This is a genomic window from Streptosporangium roseum DSM 43021 (assembly GCF_000024865.1).
GTDB classification, from domain to species: Bacteria; Actinomycetota; Actinomycetes; order Streptosporangiales; family Streptosporangiaceae; genus Streptosporangium; species Streptosporangium roseum.
Genome location: NC_013595.1, coordinates 1,640,033 through 1,658,701, shown reverse-complemented (window position 1 = coordinate 1,658,701; position 18,669 = coordinate 1,640,033). Strand labels below are relative to the sequence as shown.

14 protein-coding genes are annotated in these 18,669 nt (G+C 72.6%); 5 read left to right on the top strand and 9 right to left on the bottom strand.

What is annotated here, in order from left to right:
* Nucleotides 1-796: 796 nt before the first annotated feature.
* Entirely contained in the window at nt 797-1,186 is a 390-nt protein-coding gene (locus SROS_RS07505; RefSeq protein WP_012888298.1) for a response regulator transcription factor, read from the top strand.
* On the opposite strand, the gene SROS_RS07500 is transcribed toward SROS_RS07505, so the two are convergent.
* Nucleotides 1,183-3,933, bottom strand: a complete 2,751-nt coding sequence (locus SROS_RS07500; RefSeq protein ID WP_012888297.1) for a helix-turn-helix transcriptional regulator — start codon at nt 3,931-3,933, stop codon at nt 1,183-1,185. The two genes, SROS_RS07505 and SROS_RS07500, sit on opposite strands and share 4 nt — an antisense overlap.
* Nucleotides 3,934-4,038: 105 nt before the next feature.
* Here SROS_RS07500 and SROS_RS07495 point away from each other — a divergent pair, with 105 nt between their 5' ends.
* A complete protein-coding gene (locus tag SROS_RS07495; RefSeq protein WP_012888296.1) occupies nt 4,039-4,659 on the top strand; it encodes a LysE family translocator in 621 nt (206 codons plus the stop codon).
* On the opposite strand, the gene SROS_RS07490 is transcribed toward SROS_RS07495, so the two are convergent.
* Nucleotides 4,611-5,336 carry an alpha/beta fold hydrolase gene (locus SROS_RS07490; RefSeq protein ID WP_012888295.1) on the bottom strand — a complete coding sequence of 242 codons (726 nt, stop codon included), beginning with the start codon at nt 5,334-5,336 and terminating at the stop codon, nt 4,611-4,613. The genes SROS_RS07495 and SROS_RS07490 overlap by 49 nt on opposite strands.
* Nucleotides 5,337-5,412: 76 nt before the next feature.
* Between SROS_RS07490 and SROS_RS07485 the strand changes: the two genes are divergently transcribed.
* Nucleotides 5,413-5,961, top strand: a complete 549-nt coding sequence (locus SROS_RS07485; protein WP_012888294.1) for a TetR/AcrR family transcriptional regulator — start codon at nt 5,413-5,415, stop codon at nt 5,959-5,961.
* 15 nt (nt 5,962-5,976) lie between these two features.
* Here SROS_RS07485 and SROS_RS07480 read toward each other — a convergent pair whose 3' ends face one another.
* From SROS_RS07480 to SROS_RS07465, 4 genes are read right to left on the bottom strand one after another with little or no spacing between them, the layout of a single operon-like run.
* Nucleotides 5,977-7,188: a hypothetical protein gene (locus tag SROS_RS07480; RefSeq protein WP_012888293.1), complete on the bottom strand. Its 1,212-nt coding sequence runs from the start codon at nt 7,186-7,188 to the stop codon at nt 5,977-5,979.
* Nucleotides 7,189-7,219: 31 nt separating this feature from the next.
* Nucleotides 7,220-7,606, bottom strand: coding sequence for a Rid family detoxifying hydrolase (locus SROS_RS07475; protein ID WP_012888292.1), 387 nt, complete (start codon nt 7,604-7,606; stop codon nt 7,220-7,222).
* Between the two features lie 48 nt (nt 7,607-7,654).
* Nucleotides 7,655-8,764, bottom strand: coding sequence for an alanine racemase (locus SROS_RS07470; RefSeq protein ID WP_012888291.1), 1,110 nt, complete (start codon nt 8,762-8,764; stop codon nt 7,655-7,657).
* Between the two features lie 37 nt (nt 8,765-8,801).
* Nucleotides 8,802-10,325, bottom strand: coding sequence for an N-acyl-D-amino-acid deacylase family protein (locus tag SROS_RS07465; RefSeq protein WP_012888290.1), 1,524 nt, complete (start codon nt 10,323-10,325; stop codon nt 8,802-8,804).
* A 208-nt stretch (nt 10,326-10,533) separates the two neighbouring features.
* Here SROS_RS07465 and SROS_RS07460 point away from each other — a divergent pair, with 208 nt between their 5' ends.
* Nucleotides 10,534-12,249 carry a glycosyl hydrolase family 8 gene (locus SROS_RS07460; RefSeq protein ID WP_012888289.1) on the top strand — a complete coding sequence of 572 codons (1,716 nt, stop codon included), beginning with the start codon at nt 10,534-10,536 and terminating at the stop codon, nt 12,247-12,249.
* 48 nt (nt 12,250-12,297) lie between these two features.
* On the opposite strand, the gene SROS_RS46860 is transcribed toward SROS_RS07460, so the two are convergent.
* From SROS_RS46860 to SROS_RS07440, 3 genes are all read right to left on the bottom strand, one after another.
* Complete coding sequence (locus SROS_RS46860) at nt 12,298-15,774, bottom strand: DUF4153 domain-containing protein (protein WP_169369268.1); 3,477 nt, start codon at nt 15,772-15,774, stop codon at nt 12,298-12,300.
* Nucleotides 15,775-15,819: 45 nt separating this feature from the next.
* On the bottom strand, nt 15,820-16,509 hold the full coding sequence (locus SROS_RS07445) for a response regulator transcription factor (protein ID WP_043651548.1): 690 nt from the start codon (nt 16,507-16,509) through the stop codon (nt 15,820-15,822).
* A 188-nt stretch (nt 16,510-16,697) separates the two neighbouring features.
* Nucleotides 16,698-17,639: a GNAT family N-acetyltransferase gene (locus tag SROS_RS07440; protein WP_012888286.1), complete on the bottom strand. Its 942-nt coding sequence runs from the start codon at nt 17,637-17,639 to the stop codon at nt 16,698-16,700.
* A gap of 177 nt (nt 17,640-17,816) precedes the next feature.
* On the opposite strand from SROS_RS07440, the gene SROS_RS07435 reads away from it, so the two are divergent.
* On the top strand, nt 17,817-18,665 hold the full coding sequence (locus SROS_RS07435; protein ID WP_012888285.1) for an arylamine N-acetyltransferase family protein: 849 nt from the start codon (nt 17,817-17,819) through the stop codon (nt 18,663-18,665).
* Nucleotides 18,666-18,669 lie beyond the last annotated feature (4 nt).

Genomic DNA, 18,669 nt, shown 5'->3' with positions numbered 1-18,669 from the left:
ACTCCGGGCCCGTGCGGGAGAGCCCGCAGGCAGCGGCGAGCACGAGACGGACTCCTGCTTCGAACCGTCTCCGGGCACCGTCCGGCAGCTCGGCCTCGGGCAGCGGGCGCCTCCAGTCATCGACGGCCTGCGGACAGGGACGGGCGGGAGAAGCCTGAGGGCCCCCTGCGAGGGCCGCCGCGAGGACGGTGGCGACGAAGACTGTCGTGATCATGCGTGCCCTCCCTGGGCTCGATGAACGATCGAGGCCTCAGGATGTGCGGGACGGGGTGTCCCCCGAGGAGCCGAACCGAGTTCTGTGGAGAACGCCGGGCTGTCCACAGCCGAGGGGAAACTGAGGGACGGCTGTCCGCCATGCACGATTTCCTCACGTGCGGTTTCCTCACGTGCGGTTTCACCGTCGCCGCACACCGCGCCCTGCCGCACACTGCGCCCTGCCTCATACACGCCTTCGCCACACGCCATACGCCCCACGCCACGGGCCACGGGCCACGGGGCATATGCCATGCGCCACTTCGCCATACGCCATACGCCATACGCCAAGAAGGCTCGCAAGAACGCGCGGCACCGCCCCTCAGGGGCTCGGGAGGCATCCGCCCGCGGCGGGACAGGCCGCGCGAAAAGCAGCAGGACGGGTCGTGCGAAAAGCAGCAGGACAGGCGGCACGAAAAGCAGCGGGACAGGCGGCGCGAGGGCTCCGCCGCTTTTCGGGAAACCTTCCGCCAACGGATAGCTGTCCGTACGCATCCGTCGAAAACCGCGCGTGACCCGGGTTGGAGGAGTTAGCCTCACGGCCGTGGGCGAGGTTCTGGGCAAGGTATTGGTGGTGGATGACGACGAGGTCATCCGACAGCTCATCGCGGTCAACCTGACCCTGGAGGGGTTCCAGGTGGAGACCGCCTACGACGGGCAGAACTGCCTGGATCGGGTGGTCGACGTGATGCCCGACGTGATCACGCTGGATGTCATGATGCCCCGGCTGGACGGCTGGATGACCGCCACCAGGCTGCGGGGTGACGAGGAGACCCGCCACATCAAGGTGGTCCTGATCACCGCGCGGGCCCAGGAGGACGACAAGCGCCGGGGCCTCGGCATCGGGGTCGACGCCTACCTCACCAAGCCGTTCGATCCGGCCGAGCTGATCCAGGTCGTCCGTGACCTGGCCCTGGACACCCGCAGCGCCTAGAGCAGGTCGTCCTTCCTGGCCACGGCGGCGGCCTGGGTGCGGGAGGAGACGCCGAGCTTGCCCAGGATGTTGGAGACGTGCACGCTCACCGTCTTCTGTGCGATGAACAGCCGCTCGCCGATCTCGCGGTTGGGCAGGCCCTCGGCCACCAGGGCGAGCACCTCCCGCTCCCGGCCGGTGAGCAGTCCCGGCTGCGCCGGGGCGAACCGGGCTCGGCGGCCCAGCTCCGCCAGGGCCGCGCTCAGCGGCCGGGCGCCCAGTGACGCGGCGACCTCGACGGCACGCTCCCACTCCTTCAGCGCCGCGACGCGCTCACCCGAGGCGAGCAGCGCCTCGGCCAGCCGCCACCGGGAGCGCGCGGCCTCGTAGGCGAACCCGACGTCGAACGCCTCGACCACCGCACGCCACGCCTCGACGTCGGCGCGGCCGTGCGCGCGATGCCATTCGGCCTCCGCCCGCGCCAGCCAGGCCCGTCCCTCGAACCCCATCCCGGGCCTGGCCGCCCGCCGCGCGCGGGCGAGCAACTCGTCGGCGCCGTCGGTGCGGCCGAGGTCGGCCAGCGCCCACAGCGCGATCGCGCTGATGCGGATGTTGCCCACGTCGATGGCGTCCATGGTGTCGAGGACCGCGGTCGCGTGTTCCAGGGCGAGCTCGGGCTCCTGCCGCCAGAGGGCGTGTTCGGCGGCCAGGCCCCGGGACATGTAGGCGACCAGGGCGTCCGACCAGAACGGCCGGAGCCAGGTCAGCCGTTCCTCGACCGCGGGCATCCCCATGGCGACCTCGATGAACAGCGCGAAGGAGGAGAGGATGGCCTCGGGGATCTTGCCGACGCGCGTGCCGAACCCGGCGGCCGTCTCCTGGGCCTGTGCCCACTCCCCCGCCATGTAGCGGATCAGGAACTGCAGGAATCTCAGGTCGGTGCCGTAGGTGCTCCAGGTGAGGCCGGCGTCTCTCGCCAGCCGCACGCCTCGGTCGGCGGTCACGGCGGCGGCGGCCATGGAGCCGTGCTCGAACTGGATCCGGGCGTAGTGGAAGATCGCCCGCAGGTCCATGGCGAGATCGCCGGAGTCACGGGCGGCGGCGGAGCCGAACAGCTCCTCCGCCCGGGTGAGGTCGCCCTCGTACTCCGCCCAGGAGGCCAGCATGATCGTCGCGCTCTTCTCCGCGTCGCTCGCCCCCGTGGCCCTGGCGACCTCCAGCGCGCGGTCGGCGAGGGGCCTGACCTCCGCGTGCCGCGCGCCCCAGCTGAGCGCGCGGGAGAGCGTGGCCAGCGCCCTGGCGAGGACGGGGGTCCCGGAGGGGGCCGCGGCCACGGCCGCCTCGGCGGCCGTGATCGCCCCCGGCACGTCGTCGGAGTCGTAGAGGTAGTAGGCGAGCCGTTCCGAGACCTCGGCCGACGGGGGGATCTCCCGCGCCTGGGCGATGGCCCGGTGGTTGTCCCCCATGTCGGCCGCCGCGGCGGCGGTGCGCAGCGCGAGCCGGACGTGGTCCGTCCCGGCGAGGCGCTCGGCGTCGGGGACCCGGTCCCAGAGGCCGAGTGCCTGCTCGAAGTGGCGGTGCGCCTCGGCGGGGGCGCCGAGGCGCTCGGCCCGCCGCCCGGCCTCCACCGAGGCGGACAGGGCTTCGGCGAGGTCGTGACCGGCCAGGTAGTGATAGGCGAGCTCGGCGGCGGCGCCCTTGCGGGCGGTGAGCAGGCGGGCGAACTCGGAGTGCATCCGGGTCCGCTCGCCCGGCAGCAGATCGGTGTAGACGGCCTCCTGGAGCAGGGCGTGCCGGAAGGCGTAGCCGTACTCCCCGTTGGTGCGGAGCAGACCGCGCGAGACGATCTCCCGCATGGCCTCCTCGAAGGCCAGCTCGTCCAGGCCGGAAGCCTCCCGGAGCAGGTCGTGGTCGACCCTCCGGCCCGCGACGGCCGCGCCTCGGAGCACCCGCTGGGCCGCGTCGGAGAGCAGCTCCGCCCGGGAGAGCAGCAGGCTGGCCAGGCCGTCGGTCATCATGGAGCCGTCGATCGCGGCCTCCAGGAGCTCCTCGGCGTAGAACGGGTTGCCCTCCGCCCGGTCGACGACGTCGCTGATCATCTGAACGTCGTCACCGCCGAGCGCGGCCAGGTAGTCGGCCATCTCACCGCGGTCGAGCGGGCTCAGCTCGACGGCCGTCACCGAGGGAAGGCGCTTGAGCTCGGCGAGGACCCGGCGTAGCGGGTGCCGCCGGTGGAGGTCGTCGGTCCGGTAGGTGCCGACCAGGCAGACGCGCTCGGTCTGCAGCATTCGGCTGAGGAAGACCAGCAGGTCACGGGTGGACTGGTCGGCCCAGTGCAGGTCTTCCAGGATCAGCAGCACGGGCTGCGCGGCCAGGAACCCGAGCATCGAGCCGAACAGCTGCTGCTGGGTGAGGCCGGAGGTGGTCTCCGGGCCGAGGTCGGTGCCGCCGGGCAGCAGCCTGCCGAGGACGGGCCGGGCGTCGATCGCCGCGCGCAGCTCGCCCCGCGCGCTGCGCAGGGCGTCCGCCAGCGGGAGGTACGGCAGCGCGTCGCCGAGCTCGGCGCACTGCCCGACCAGTACGGCGAAGCCGGCTGCCTTGGCCCGCTCGCCCAGCTCCGTCACCAGCCGGGTCTTGCCGATGCCCGCGTCGCCGCCCACGAGGGCCACCCCGGCCAGACCAGCGGCGGCCGAGTCGAGCACAACGGTCAGGCGGTCGAGCTCCACCAATCGCCCGATAAGAACACTGTGCTCGTTTTGCCACCCCACGTCGGCGAGTATGCCACGACACACCGACAACAGGCCGAATGGTCCACGGACGGCACCCGCGAATGGCCCTCACCCGGGGATCGGAGCGGCCGTAGTGTCGGAGCCATGGTCTCTTCGTCCACATTCCTGCTCTTCGCGGTGGCGTCCCTGGCGCTGGTCCTGGTGCCCGGCCCCAACCACCTCTACATCGCCGCCCGGGGCATCGCCCAGGGACGGGCGGCCGGGCTGGCGAGCGCGTTCGGCGTGGAGACCGGCACTCTGGTGCACATCGCGGCGGCGGCGGCCGGGCTCTCCTACGTGGTCGCCCGGTCCGCCACGCTCTTCAACGTGATCAAGTGGGCCGGAGTGGCCTATCTGATCTATCTGGGCGTCCGGACGCTGACCGGCAGGCAGGAGCTCACCGCCCAGCGGGCCACGCCGCAGCCGCTGCGCGCGATCTTCCTCGAAGGCGTGATCGTCAACGTGCTCAACCCCAAGGTGATCCTGTTCTTCCTGGCGTTCCTGCCGCAGTTCGTGGATCCGGAGGCGGGTTCGGTGCCGCTGCAGATCGCCCTCCTGGGCGGCACCCTCCTGATCCTCGGTCTGATCTCCGACATGATCTACGCCGCGGGCGCGGGCGCGCTGGGCAGGCGGCTGCGCGACCGTTCGGGCGTGCTGCGCTACTTCAGCGGGATCGTCTACCTGGGGCTCGGCGTCGCCACCGCCCTCTCCGGCCGGTCGACCTGATCGCACAGGTCGCCCACCAGCCGGGCCAGCGGGCCGGGGTCCCTCATCACTCCCAGGTGCCCCCGGCGGGGGATCAGGATCAGGCGCCCGTTCCGGCAGGCCCGGAGGAAGTCGCGCTCGTCGCTCCGGAACGGGTCGCGGGCGCCGTTGACCAGCCACACCCGCCCGGGATAGGCGGCCAGCGCGGCGAGCTGGTCATGCCCGGCGACGGCCTCGACGACCTGCGGCATCACCTCGCATGACAGCCCTCCCTCCACCATCGCCGCACCGGCGGGGCCGGGCAGGAGGCGGCGCAGGACATAGGAGCTGATCCGGTCCGCGTACCCCGGGTTGCGCGCGGCGAGCGAGGCGACGGAGCGGTAGACCCCGGCCATCGACGTATTGCGGGCCGTACACCCCATGGCCACCAGCCCGGCCACCCGTCCGGGGAAGCGCCCGGCGGCGGCGATGCCGACGTAGCCGCCGATGGAGTGCCCCGCCACGAGCGCCCGCCCGCCGAGCGAGTCGATCGCGTCGGCCACGGCCGCGGTCGCCGCGTCCATCGAGAACGGCTCACCTCGGCGGGTTCCGTGGCCCGGCAGGTCCACGGCCGCCGCGGGCCGGTCGAGACGGGAGAGGACGGGACCCCACATGGTCCCGCTGACCCGGATGCCGTGGACGAAGACGACAGGCAGCATCGCTGACCTCCAAAATGCAACGGTACGTTGCTTTCATTGAAACACAACGCACCGTTGCGTTGCTATAGTTGGGCGCATGGCACCGCGCAAGGAACAGCAGATCTTCCGGGCGACACTCGAACTCCTCGCCGGCAAGGGCTACGAGGGGCTGACCGTGGAAGGGGTCGCCGAGCGGTCGGGGGTCAACAAGACCACGATCTACCGGTGGTGGCCGTCCAAGGCGGCGCTGCTCGCCGCCGCGCTGGTCGAGGCCGACCTGCTCGCGATGGAGCCGCCCGACACCGGCAGCCTCAGAACGGACCTGGAGGCGCTGGTCCAGGGGATGGCCGCGCTGCTCACGCGCCCCCCGGCGGCCGACGTCGCGGTGGCCGCGCTCGGCGCCGCCGTACACCGTCCCGAGCTCGCTGCGGCGGCCCGGCGCTTCTTCGCCGACCGGTTCGCCAGGGAGGAGGTCGTCTTCGACCGCGCCAGGCGGCGCGGCGAGCTGCCCGCCACGGCCGACCCGATGTTGATCATGGATCTGCTCGCCGGCGCGGTGTGGTTGCGCACGGTCTTCAGGGGGCTCCCCCTCGACGACGACTTCGCCGCGAAGGCGGTGAGCGCGGTCCTCGACGGGCCGTCCTGAGAACGCCGCCGCGGGTCAGCCGGGGAGCGCGCCCGGGATGCGGTCGAGGATGGGGTACGGCATGAGCCCGTAGGCGTAGAAGTCGACCGCGTCGGCTCCCGCGGACCGGGCGGCCCGGACCTTGGCGGTGAGCCGGCCGGCCGAGTCGGTGTCGGGCAGGCCTGGCCGGAGCACGACCCGCAGTTCCTTGTCCTTGCCCGTCGAACGGCGGTAGGCGCCCACGTCGTCGGCGACCCTGGCGGCGTCGCGGGCGTAGGCGAGCACGCCCAGCGAGGGCACCAGGTCGCCGAGGGCGACCAGGTCGACGCCGAGCTGCCAGGAGTCGTGCGCGGCGAGCCCGGACGGGGGCAGGCCGTGGACGTAGCCCTTGGCCGAGCCGGTCGCGTCGAGGAAGACCAGCTTGGAACCCTCGGCGGTGACGGCCGTGGAGACCTCCGAGACCAGCGAGGTCACCACCTCCGAGCGGGCCCGCGCGTAGGCGACCACCTCGGGCCCGGCGTAGGCGGTCAGCGCCGCCCGGGTCACCTCGCCCTGCGCGGGCGGGTCGCCGTCGAGCACGCCGCCCACGATCCTGGCGCACTCCTCACGCGCCACCTCGGCGTTGACGCCCAGGTCGGCGGCGCGGCGCATGCAGAAGTCGCAGAAGCACAGGCCGAGCAGGAAGACGTCCATCGGCCCGAGCGGGACGAAGCTGCGCTCGTTGTGGTAGCCGCAGTTGAAGGTGCCGAAGTGCAGCCCCTCGGCGACCACGCTGTCCACCCCCTGCCTGGCCACCGCCCGGCCCAGCGCCACCGCGTAGAGGCGGACGTCCGGGTGGGAGGGGCACAGGTCGGCGGGCGAGCCCCGGTCACCGAAGCAGTTGCGCACGGTCACGTCGGGGTTGGCCAGGCCGAGCGTGGTGTTCTGCAGGAAGACGGTCCAGCCGTGCAGCTTGAGACCGCGCTCGGCGGTGGCCAGCCGCAGGGCCGCCAGCGGCTCCTCTTCGGCGCCCTCCTGGACGGGCGGGACCAGGCGGAGGCCGCCGAACAGGTCCTCGGGCGGCGCGAAGTGCACGCCGTCCCAGCGGACCGTCACCCGGGACCGGCCGTGCGGGGTGATGTCGCGGGCGCGGTGGTAGGCGGCGGCCACGGTCACACCCGCCACGCCGTATCCGGTGATCCGGTCAAGGACCGTGTCCAGGCCCTCCCCGCGCACGTCCTCGACATAGACGTATAGCGAGCTGTCCAAGCCGCCGCCCTCCCACGCAGTCGGTCAGACTCTAACGCGGCTTGTAGGCCACGAAGTCGATCTCGACCAGGATGTCCATCAAGTCGGAGCCGACGGTCGTGCGGACCGGGTACGGCTGGGTGAAGTAGGACTTGTAGACCTCGTTGTAGGCGGCGAAGTCCCGCTTGAGGTGCTGCAGGTGGACGGTCGACTTCACCACGTCGTCGAAACCGAGGCCGTGGGCCGCGAGGATCGCGCCCAGGTTGCGCATCACCTGGTGGGTCTGCTCGGCCACGTCCGTGCCGACGACCTCGCCGGTCTTGGAGTCCAGGGGGCCCGCCCCCGAGGTGTAGACGAAGTCCCCGACCACGAGGCCCTGCGAGTACGCCCCGACCGGCGCCGCGCCCTCATCGGTCCTCAGCTCCTGCTTGCCACTCATGTCACCACTCCTCAACTGAATCAACGGGAACCAACAACGGGAAACAGATCAGAAATAGGTATTGATCAGGTCGACGACGACGTAGTCGTCGTCGACCACCGGTATGACCCGCCACTTGTCGAAGGCGGTGCACGGGTGGGAGATGCCGAACGACACCAGGTCTCCCGGCTTCACCCGCGCATCCGGCCCGAGCCGCAGGACCGCGTGCTGGTCCTGGACCTTGAGCACCGTCGCGTCGGCGATGGCCCCGCGCGGCACCGGCAGCCCCTCGTCGAAGGGGGCGTCGCGCTTGCCGAACCCGACGACGGCCAGCCCCGGCTCGGGGACGGTCAGCACGTGCGCCCAGATCTCCAGCGCGGCCCGCAGCTCGCCCTCGATCCGGGTGTACGGCGTGCGCTCGCGGTAGTAGCCGTCGTCGTGGCTGACGTACGCGCCGCTGCGCAGCATGATCCTGGCCTGGCAGGCGGCGAGTTCCCGGCCGATCAGGTCGAACCACTGGCTGCCGCCCACCGACAGGATCGGGTCGCGCACCCGCAGGTGCTCCAGCGCCTCCAGCAGCCGGTGCAGGTAGGCGCGGACCTCTCCGGCCGACGGCAGCGACCCTTCGTAGCCGGCGACGCCCGCGAGCTCCACGCCGTCCGCCGCCTGCGCCGCCGAGGCGACCTCCAGGAGATGCGCGAGCGTGCGGCTGCCGCCCCGGCCGCCCTCGTGCCCGAGCTCGGCCAGCACCCGGAACGGCCTGGCCCCCGCGTGCCTGGACAGCGCCTCCACCCCGGCCACCGAGTCCACGAAGCAGAGGAACTCGAACGACGGGTCGTCGGCGAGCGCGGCCGCGATGGCGGCGAGGCCCGCCGGGTCGAAGACCTGGTTGGCGAGGATGATCCGGGAGACGCCGAACCCGCGCAGGGTGAGCACCTGGCTGGGAGTGGCGGCGGTCACCCCCCACGCTCCGGCGTCGAGCTGGGCCCGGACCAGCTCGGGCGACATCGTCGTCTTGGCGTGCGGGACCAGGATCAGCCCGTGATCCCGGGCGAAGGCCGCGAGCGTCGCGATGTTGTGCTCCAGCGCGCTGCGGTGCGCCACCATCACGGGGAAGCTGAACGCCCCTCCGAACAGCGACGACCCCACTGCCCTCTCGGGATCCACGATCCCCTTCACCCGATGCCCCCTTTGGTTGCCTGGGTGGACCCTATCCTCAAGGGCGCAGCGCCCGGCCGGGGGTGGCCCCGGTGAGCTCTCCCCCCGCGAGGACGGGGACTCCGGAGATCAGGACGTCGTCGACGCCGGTGGCCAGGGTGCGCGGGGCGGCGTAGGTGGCCCGGTCGGAGACCGTCTCGGAGTCGAAGACGACGACGTCGGCGGCCTGCCCGGGGCGGATCAGGCCCCGGTCGGCGAGGCCGAAGCGGCGGGCGGGGTGGGAGGCGAGGTGGACGGCGGCCTGCTCCAGGGTCCAGTCGCCGGTCTCGCGGACGTGGCGGCCCAGCATGCGGGCGAACGCGCCGTAGCCCCGGGGATGGGGGTGCCCGCCGACGTAGATGCCGTCGGAGCCGCCCGTGTGCCCGGGGTGGCGCAGGATCGCGCGCACCGACTCCTCGCCTTCGGGACCCTCGTCGGGCCGGGCCGTCACGCAGCCGGCCTCAAGCCGGGTGTCGATCAGGATGCGGCGGCAGAACTCCCCCGGCTCGACCCCGGCCTTGGCGGCGGCGGCCGGGAGCGACAGCCCCTCGGCCCACTCGGCCCCGGGCACGTGGGAGAAGGTGATCCTCGGCCAGAGCTCCGGATCCCAGTCGACCGGCTCGGACTCCAGCAGCTCCAGCGCCCGGTCGGTGTCGGCGGCGGGGATCCACGACGGCAGCGCGACCATCGCCAGGATCGTGCTGCCCCGCAGGTAGGGGTAGGTGTCGAAGGTGACGTCCAGCCCGGCGAGACGGGCCTCGTCGACCAGCGGCAGCAGGGTGGACGCCGGGCCGTGGTAGTGCGAGACGTGCACGGCGGCACCCGACCGCCGGGCGATGTCCGTCACCTCGGCCATGCCCGTCTTGGCCAGCGCGCCGTACCCGCGCATGTGCGTCACGTACGGCAGGCCGCCCAGCGGCGCGCAGAGCGCGGCGATCTCCTCGGCGTCGGCGTAGCGCCCCGGGGCGTACTCCAGGCCGGTGGACAGCCCCACCGCGCCCTCGGACAGGCCGCGCTCGACGCGGGCGAGCATCCCGGCCCGCTCCCCGGGGGAGGCGGCCCGCTCGGCGGCGCCCATCACGTCGTAGCGGATCGTGCCGTGCGGCAGCAGGTAGGCGGTGTTCAGCGCGGTGGCGCGGTCGTAGCCGGCCAGCAGCTCCCGCACGCTGAGCGGCCCGTCGGCCGACGGGTGGGTGCCGTTGACGGCCGCGAAGTAGCGGGTGGCGTAGGCGAAGGTCTCCGGTGTGGATGCGGGAGCGAAGGACAGGCCGTCCTGGCCGAGGACGAACGTGGTCACGCCCTGGCGGAGCGCGGCGAGCTGCACCTCCGGGTCGAACACCAGGGCGTCCCCGTGGGCATGGCAGTCGATCAGGCCGGGCATGACGTGCCGGCCCGGTGCGTCGATCACCGTCGCGGCCTCCGCGCCGGTCAGCCGTCCCACCGCGGCGATCCGGTCTCCGGTGATGCCGACATCCGCCCGGAAGGCCGGGGCACCCGTGCCGTCCAGCACCCAGCCGCCCTTGATCAACACATCGAATGACATGTTGGGATTCAATCATTCACGGGGAATTCAACGCATCCAGAGGTGCCTGTCAGATCCGGAGGGCGCCGCAGCCCGTCACCCGGAGGCCGTACCGGCCCGCGATAATTTAGGCCCCCCATCCCCCTTGACCTGACATATCAGAAATGGTGCCATCTTTCCCTAGTTAGGAATCTTTCCTAACTAGTTGATCGCAGAGAGGGCAGACCCTGTGCATGCGAGACCCCGTCTCCGTCACCCCTCGACCATCCTCATCCCCGCACTGGCGTCGGCACTGATCGCGTCGGTGCTCGTCCTGGCGGCACCGCCCGGCTTCGCCGCCGACTCCCTCCTGTCCCAGGGCCGTCCGGCCACCGCCTCCTCCAGCGAGGACTCCACGCTGGTCCCGGCCAAGGCCTTCGACGGAAGCGGCTCGACCCGCTGGGCCTCCGTGGAGGGCCACGACCCCGAGTGGCTCCGCGTCGACCTCGGCCAGTCCGCCACGATCTCCCGGGTCAAGCTGACCTGGGAGGCGGCGTACGGCAAGGCGTACCGGATCCAGACCTCGGCCGACGGCTCGGCCTGGACCGACGTCTACTCGACCACCGCCGGCGACGGCGCCGTGGACGACCTGACCCTGTCCGGCACCGGCCGCTACGTGCGGCTGTACGGCACGGCCCGCGGCACCGCCTACGGCTACTCGCTGTACGAGATGGAGGTCTACGGCAGCACCGGCGGGAACCCCAGCCCCACCCCGACGGTCACCCCCACCCCCACCCCGACGCCGACCGCGGGCGGACCGGCGGTGCCCTTCGGCGGGCACACGATCCCCTACGCCGCCGGGATGCTGCGTCCCGGCGGCGGCCAGGCCGCGCTCGACCAGAAGGTGGTCGACTACTACAAGCGCTGGAAGGCCGCCTTCGTCAAGCAGAACTGCGGCAACGGCTGGTACCAGATCATCTCCCCCGACGCCGACCACCCGTACGTGGCCGAGGCGCAGGGCTACGGCATGGTCATCGCCGCCACCATGGCGGGGGCCGACCCCGACGCCAAGAAGATCTTCGACGGCCTGCTGAAGTACGTCCTGGCCCATCCCTCGTCGATCACCCCCGGCCTGCTCGCCGCCGAGCAGGACACCTCCTGCAAGAGCGTCAACGGCGGGGACTCCGCCACCGACGGCGACCTGGACGTCGCCTACGGCCTGCTCCTGGCCGACCGGCAGTGGGGCAGCGCGGGCGCCTACGACTACAAGCAGCTGGCGATCAAGACCATCAACGCCATCAAGTCCGGCGAGGTCAACCCGACCACCAAGCTGATGAAGCTCGGCGACTGGACGAGCTCCGGCGACCAGTACTACTGGATCAGCCGCTCCTCGGACTGGATGATCGACCACTTCCGGGCGTTCCGTAAGGCCACCGGCGACGCGACCTGGGACACCGTCCGCACCAACCACCAGAATCTCATCACCTCCCAGCAGGCGACCTACGCCGCGAGCACCGGCCTGCTGGCCGACTTCGTGGTCAACACCAACACCACCCCGAAGCCCGCCTCTGGCCAGGTCCTGGAGGACCCCAACGACGGCAAGTACTGGTGGAACGCCTGCCGTGACCCGTGGCGGATCGGCGCCGACGCGGTGACCAGCGGCGACGCCAAGTCGCTCGCCGCCGCACGCAAGCTGAACACCTGGATCAAGGGCAAGACCGGCGGCGACCCGAGCAAGATCGCCGTCGGCTACTCCCTCAGCGGCACGCAGATCTCCAGCGGCAGCGAGCCGGCCTACTTCGCCCCGTTCGCGGTGGCGGCGATGACCGACTCCGGCAGCCAGGCCTGGCTGGACGCCCTCTGGAACAAGATGCTGAACACCTCGTTCACGCCCACCGACTACTTCTCCACCAGCATCCAGCTCCAGGTCATGATCACGGTGACCGGCAACCACTGGGTGCCCTGACCCTCCCGTCCGGTACGGCTCCCGCCCGCGGGCGGGAGCCGCACCGCGTCAGTCCTGGTAGGGGATGATGTCCAGGCGGGAGACCGTCCGGGGGCACGTGACGTTCGCGAGCACCGGCCGCCGGCCGAGCAGTTCCCGCGCCTGCTCCCGGGCGAGGTTCCAGCCGTTCCAGGGGTCGGGTGAGTACAGGCCGTTGGCCTGGACCACGTCCCGCAGCACGCAGCTCCGGGCCGGCTCGGGCAGCCGGTCCAGCGCCGGTACGGCCTCCGCCCCGAGGCTGCCCAGGTAGTCCTGGTCGATCTGCGCCAGGGTCCGGACGGCGAGCTGGGTCTCCGCGACCCGCAGGTCCGGGTTCCACACCGCGAACGCCAGCAGCGCGGCGCCCGTCATCACGACGAGGGTCCTGGGGAACCATCCGGCGTTCCCGCGCCGGGTCAGCCGTGCCGCGCCGGCGACCAGGACCAGCGCGAAGATCCCGCCCAGCCACCAGATTGCCGCCTCCACCGAGGCTCGCAGCCGGGAGAACCCGTAGGCGTCGACGTACAGGTCCAGCCGGTGCAGCGCGGAGACCAGGATCACCATGGTCAGCGCGCACAGCAGGCCGAGCAGCCCGGCCATCAGCCACCGGTCCCGCCCCGCGAGTTCGAGTGCCCCCGAGGCGACCGCCACGATCGCCAGCACGAACACGCTGACCACGACGAGCTGGAAGAACCCCGAGCGGGCGTACTCGGCGTAGGTCAGCCCGGTGGCCGACACCAACCACCGGGTGCTGCCGAACAGCACCGTCACCTGCATCGCCACGAACACCGCGAACAGCAGGTTGAGCGCGGTGAGCGGGGTCACCCAGAGACTGCGGCTCACCCTGAACCGCAGGTCCGGAGCCTTCGGCTCGGCCACGGGCCGCAGGCCCACCAGCACGGCGGAGGCGACCACGACGGTGAAGACCGCGAACAGCAGGATCCTCAGCGGCACCGACTCCGCCCAGTCCTGCGCGGTGAACACCCGCTCGACGGCTTCGGCGAAGACCGCGTCCGCCGAGGCGAACAGCGCCCCGAACACCGCCACCAGCCCGACGGTCAGGCCGCCCCCGAGCAGCACGGGCACCATCCGCCTGTGCAGCGGCGCCCCCTTCACCTTGACCGCCGCCGCCAGGAACCACGGCACCGGCAGCAGCCCCAGCACCACCGACGCCCCGCCTCTGGCCACGCCGAGCCAGCCCCGCCCGGCCCCCGACAGGGCGAGCGCGGCCAGCAGGAACCCGGCCAGCAGGAGCAGGCCGACGAGCCAGTCCGCGTCCCTGAACACCGCCACCGCGACCAGCCCGTACGCGATCGCCCCCAGCGTCGCCGACCACGGAGTGATCCTCTCGCGCGCGGCCGGCAGCACCGCCGCCCCCATGGCCACGGCGACCAGCACGACCCCCAGTCCCATGACGCCGTCCGGCAGCGCGAGCGCCGCGAGGAGCCCCGCGGCGGCACACGCCGGCAGCACCCAGCGGGCGGTGGGCGGCAGCTCCGGCCGGGGCAGCAACGGCGGCGCCACGTATCCCCCGGACGGCAGGCCGCCGCCCGGGGGACGCGGCACGTCCCCGTACGGCGGGCCGCCGGCCTGAGAACGCGGCACGTCCCCGTACGGCGGGCCGCCGGCCTGGTCGGGCCGCCCGGGGCTCTCCCCCGGCTTCGGTACGGCGAGGCGCCCCGGAGGGAGTCCCTGGGGCACGGACGGGTGTGCGGGCGTCCCATGACCGATCCAGGCGTCGCTGGAGCCCGGAGTGCTGGTGGCCCCGATGACCGTGCCGACGAACGCACCGGCCGCCGTGATGAGGACCCCGACCAGCGCACCCAGCAAAGGAGCCATGGCCCCGACGGCGACGGCCGGCAGCACAGCGCACACGAGGCCGATGATGCCGCCGAGGATGACGCCGAGGAACGCCGCGCCCCAGTTGCGGACCGGGGCGGGCCTGGGAGCCGGGACGGGCCGGCCGGGTGCGGCGGCCCAGCGCTCCGGTTCGGACCACGCGGGTCGGGCCACATCGTGGAACTCCCCGGGAAGGGGGTGGGGCCCCGGCCCGGAAGAAAAGGGCCCGGGTCCGGAGACGAGAGGCCCAGGACCGGAGGCGGACAGCCCGGCGGCGGGAGCGGGCATGCCGGGGCCGGGGGCGGGCAGGCCCGGGGCAGGAGCGGGCAGGCCGGGAGCGGGGACCGGCCCGTGCTCGGCCGCCTCCGACCTGACCGGCACCTCAGACGTGGTCGGCACCTCCGACGTGACCCGCCCCTCCGACGTGATCGGCACCGGGACGTCCCGGTGGTCGGGAAGGGGCTCCCCGCTGGGAGGAGGGCCGGGCACGAGCGCCTCGGGGGCAGGGGAGGCCTCGGGGGCAGGGGAGGTGGAGGGCGCCGGGACAGAGGAGGAGCCGGAGTGGGGGGTCGGCGGAACCCCGGGCGCGGGAGAGGCGGATCCCTCCGGGACGGAAGGCGGCCGGAGTCCCGGGGACGGGGACGGCCTGGAGAGGTCGTGGTCGGGTGGGTCGTCCATCGTGGTCCTTCCTGGAAGGCCGACCGCGATGCGGCAGCCGGTGCCCTCTTCGACATGGATGGAGCCGCCGTGAAGTTCGACGATCTCCTTGGTGATGGCCAGCCCGAGACCGGCGCCCCCGTCGTCGGCGGCCCGGCCCGCGTCGAGACGGGAGAAGCGTTCGAACGCCCGCGCCCGGTCCTCCGGCGGGATGCCCGGCCCCTCGTCGGTGACGCGGAGCCGGACCCCGTCTCCCTCGGCGTCCGCCGCCAGCACCACGACCCCGCCGTCGGGGCTGTGCCGTACCGCGTTGTCCAGCAGGTTCGCGAGCACCTGGGCCAGCAGGTCGGGGTCGGCACGGACGCTCAGCCCGGCGGGCACCTCGCAGCGGGCCGTGATCCCGTCCCTGACCAGCACCGCCTCGCGCAGCGCCTGGTCGCACAGCGGCCCGAGCCCGACGTCCTCAAGCTCGATCAGCCGGGCCCCCGACTCCAGCCGGGACAGGTCGAGCAGCTGGGCGACCAGCCGGCCGAGCCGCTCCGTCTGGGCCAGCGCCGTCTCCAGCGTCGCCTGGTCGGGTGCCGAGACGCCGTCCACCACGTTCTCCAGCACCGCGCGGAGGGCGGTGATCGGGGTGCGGAGCTCGTGGCTGACGTTGGCCACCAGCTCGCGCCGCTGCCGGTCCACCTCGCCCAGGTCGGCCGCCATCGCGTTGAAGGCACGCGCGAGCTCGCCGACCTCGTCGCGGGAGGTCGCGGTGACCCGCAGGCCGTAGCGTCCCTTGGCGATGGTCTGCGCGGCGGCGGCCATCTCGCGCAGCGGCTTGGTCATGCCCCGCGCGAGTAGCTGGACCATGATCAGGGCCAGCACCGCGGCCACGGCGACGCGCACGTTGCGCGAGTAGCCGGCGTTGATGCCGACCTCGTTGACGACGAACGCCGCCGCCACGGCCAGCAGGATCACCATGCCGAGCTTGACCTTGATCCGGCCGAGGAAGTCGAGGGGTCTCAATGTTTGACGCATCCCAGTGTTCGAGTGGCGGGGACGGCAGTTGGTTCACCGGCGGACGAGGGCGTATCCGACTCCGTGGACGGTCCGGACGACGCCGGGGCCGAGCTTGCGGCGCAGGGCGCGCACGTGGCTGTCGACCGTGCGGGTGGCGGCGGCCTCGGAGAAGCCCCAGATGTCGTTCAGCAGCCGTTCCCGCTCGAACACCTGACCCGGCCGCTCGGCGAGACGGCAGAGCAGGTCGAACTCCGTCCGGGTGAGCTGGGCCTCCGCTCCCCGCACGTAGACCCGGCGCTCGGCGGTGTCGATCTCGACGTCGCCGGCGCGGATGACCGGGTCCGCCACGGCGAGCTGGGAGGCCCGCTCCACCCGCCGCAGCAGCGCGTGCACCCGGGCGACCAGCTCGCGCATGCTGAACGGCTTGGTCATGTAGTCGTCGGCTCCGACCCCGAGCCCCACGAGCAGGTCGGTCTCCTCGCCCAGCGCGGTGAGCATGAGCACGGGCACCGGCCGGGCCGCCTGCATCCGCCGGCAGACCTCCAGCCCGTCAAGGCCCGGCAGCAGCCGGTCGAGCACCACCACGTCGGGGCCGGACCTGGCGTAGGCCGCGAGCGCGCCCTCGCCGTCCCCGACGACCTGGACGTCGAAGCCCTCGGCGGCCAGCCGGTGCCGTACGGCCCGCGCGATCGTCTCGTCGTCCTCCACCACGAGGACACGTCGTTGCTGAGGGGTTGCCATGTCCGGGAGCGTAGACCGCACCCGTGCAGATGACATGCAGGGAATTGTGCAGGTTTCGCGCACCCCGGATCCGCGCCCCCGACGAGGCGGAAGCCTCCGCGTCCGCGCACCCCGGCGAGGCACGGTCTCCGCTTCCGCACACCCCGCTGAGGCAGGGCCTCCGCGTGGACGGAGGCCCTGCTGGGGGGTCAGATCATGATCAGCCGGCGGCCGATGATCCGGTAGCCGACCCGGGCGAACGAGGCCGCCATGGGCGTGTTGCCCAGGTCGGTGGAGTCCCGCACCTCGGGTTCGCCCTCGGCGGTGAAGATGTGCAGCGTCTCGGCGACCAGGTCGTCGGCGTAGCCGTGGCCCCGGTGGGCGGGATCCACCCCGATGTAGCCGATCGTCGCGAACTTGGAGTTGCGGGTGGGCATCACGATGCCGACCAGGTCACCGGAGGCGTCGTGGGCCAGCCGCCACCGGCCGCGTCCTCCGGGGAACCCCGCGACGTCGGCCAGAGTCTCCTTCGCGGTCCCCATCACCCCCTTCTCCGCGAGGGTCCGCCGGTCCCAGGCGTCCAGGCTGCCCTCGGTGATCCTGGCCAGCAGGTCCACCACGGTCCCGTCGTCGTCGGCGGGAGTGAAGGTGAGCCGGGTGGACCTGGGGGGCAGGCCGTACTCGGGGATCCAGCGCAGGTTGAGCCGCTCGACGGAGTGGCGCAGCCCGGCCTCCGCCGCCGCCTCGATCCGGTCGGTGGCGTCGGCCAGGGAGTCCGGCCGCTCGCGCCAGTCACCCGGCAGGAACAGGTGGAAGTCGGGCCGCGCGCCGGAGGGGCTGGAGTATCCGGGTGTGACCAGCGCGGCGTAGGCGGCCCGCAGCAGGGCGGCGCCCACCTCGATCCGGTCGGGGCCGGTGCCGGGGTCGAACCAGTCGAGGCTGAAGGGATGCTCGGAGCCCGGCGGGCCCCAGAACGCGGCCCGCGCCACCACCTCGTCGCCGCGCAGCGCGACCCAGACCCAGTCGGACCGGTAGCCGAGCTCGTCGAAGGGGAGGTCGCGGGCGCCGACGCCGGAGGCCGGAAGCGGGCCGTAGCTGTGGAACAGGTCGAACCCGTCCGCTTCGAGCGGACGGAAGATCAGATCAGACAAGTCGAACTCCAGAAAGCGTGCGCTCCCCGGGTCTCAGGCGGTCTGTCGCCCGAGGCGGGAGCGCGTGACCAGGATGGCGGACATCTACTCCTCACCTCCTCTTGCTCGAAGGGATCATTAGGTTATCGATGGATTTGTCACTTCATCAAGCCAATAATCCGGCGTTATGGTGACGGCGTGATCGACACCAGTGCATACCTCCGCCGGATCGGCTCCAAGATCGACGGACCGCCGAGCGCGGAGTCCCTGCGCCTGCTGCACCGGGCCCACATGGAGCGCGTGCCGTACGAATGCCTGGAGATCTGGCTGGGCCGTCCGACGACCGTGGACCCGGTGGAGTCGGCCGCGCGGATCATCGGCGGCCGAGGCGGCTACTGCTTCCACCTGAACGGCGCCTTCTCGCTGCTGCTGGAGGCGCTCGGCTACAGGGTGACCCGCCACTTCGGCGGGCCGCAGCACGGCCCCGGAGATCCGGCGGGCGCCGACGGCGGCCACCTCTCCCTCACGGTCTCCGGCCTGCCCTCCGAGGACAACCCCGGGGGCGAGTGGATGGTGGACCAGGGCCTCGGCGACGGGTTCCACGAGCCGCTCCCGCTCGTCGAGGGCATCTACCGGCAGGGCCCGTTCACCTACGGCCTGCGGCCCTCACAGGCCGAACCCGGCGGATGGCGGTTCGACCACGACCCGCGCGGCACCTTCCTCGGCCTGGACTTTCGGGCCGGGCGTGCCGAGATGCCGGCGTTCGCCGCGATGCACGAGCACCTGTCCACCTCACCCGAGTCCGGCTTCGTGCGCGTGGCCACCGTCCAGCGGCGCGACGCGGGCGGCGTCGACATCCTGCGGGGCCTGGTGCTCACCCGTCTCGGCGACCGCGAGCACTCCCTGACCGTGGAGACCGAACGCGACTACTTCGAGCTGCTGGCCGACGTCTTCGCCCTGCCGCTGGACGACGTCACCCCCGCCGAGCGCGCCAAGCTCTGGCAGCGCCTGTGGACCGCCCACGAACAGTGGTCCGGCCTGCGCTGATCCC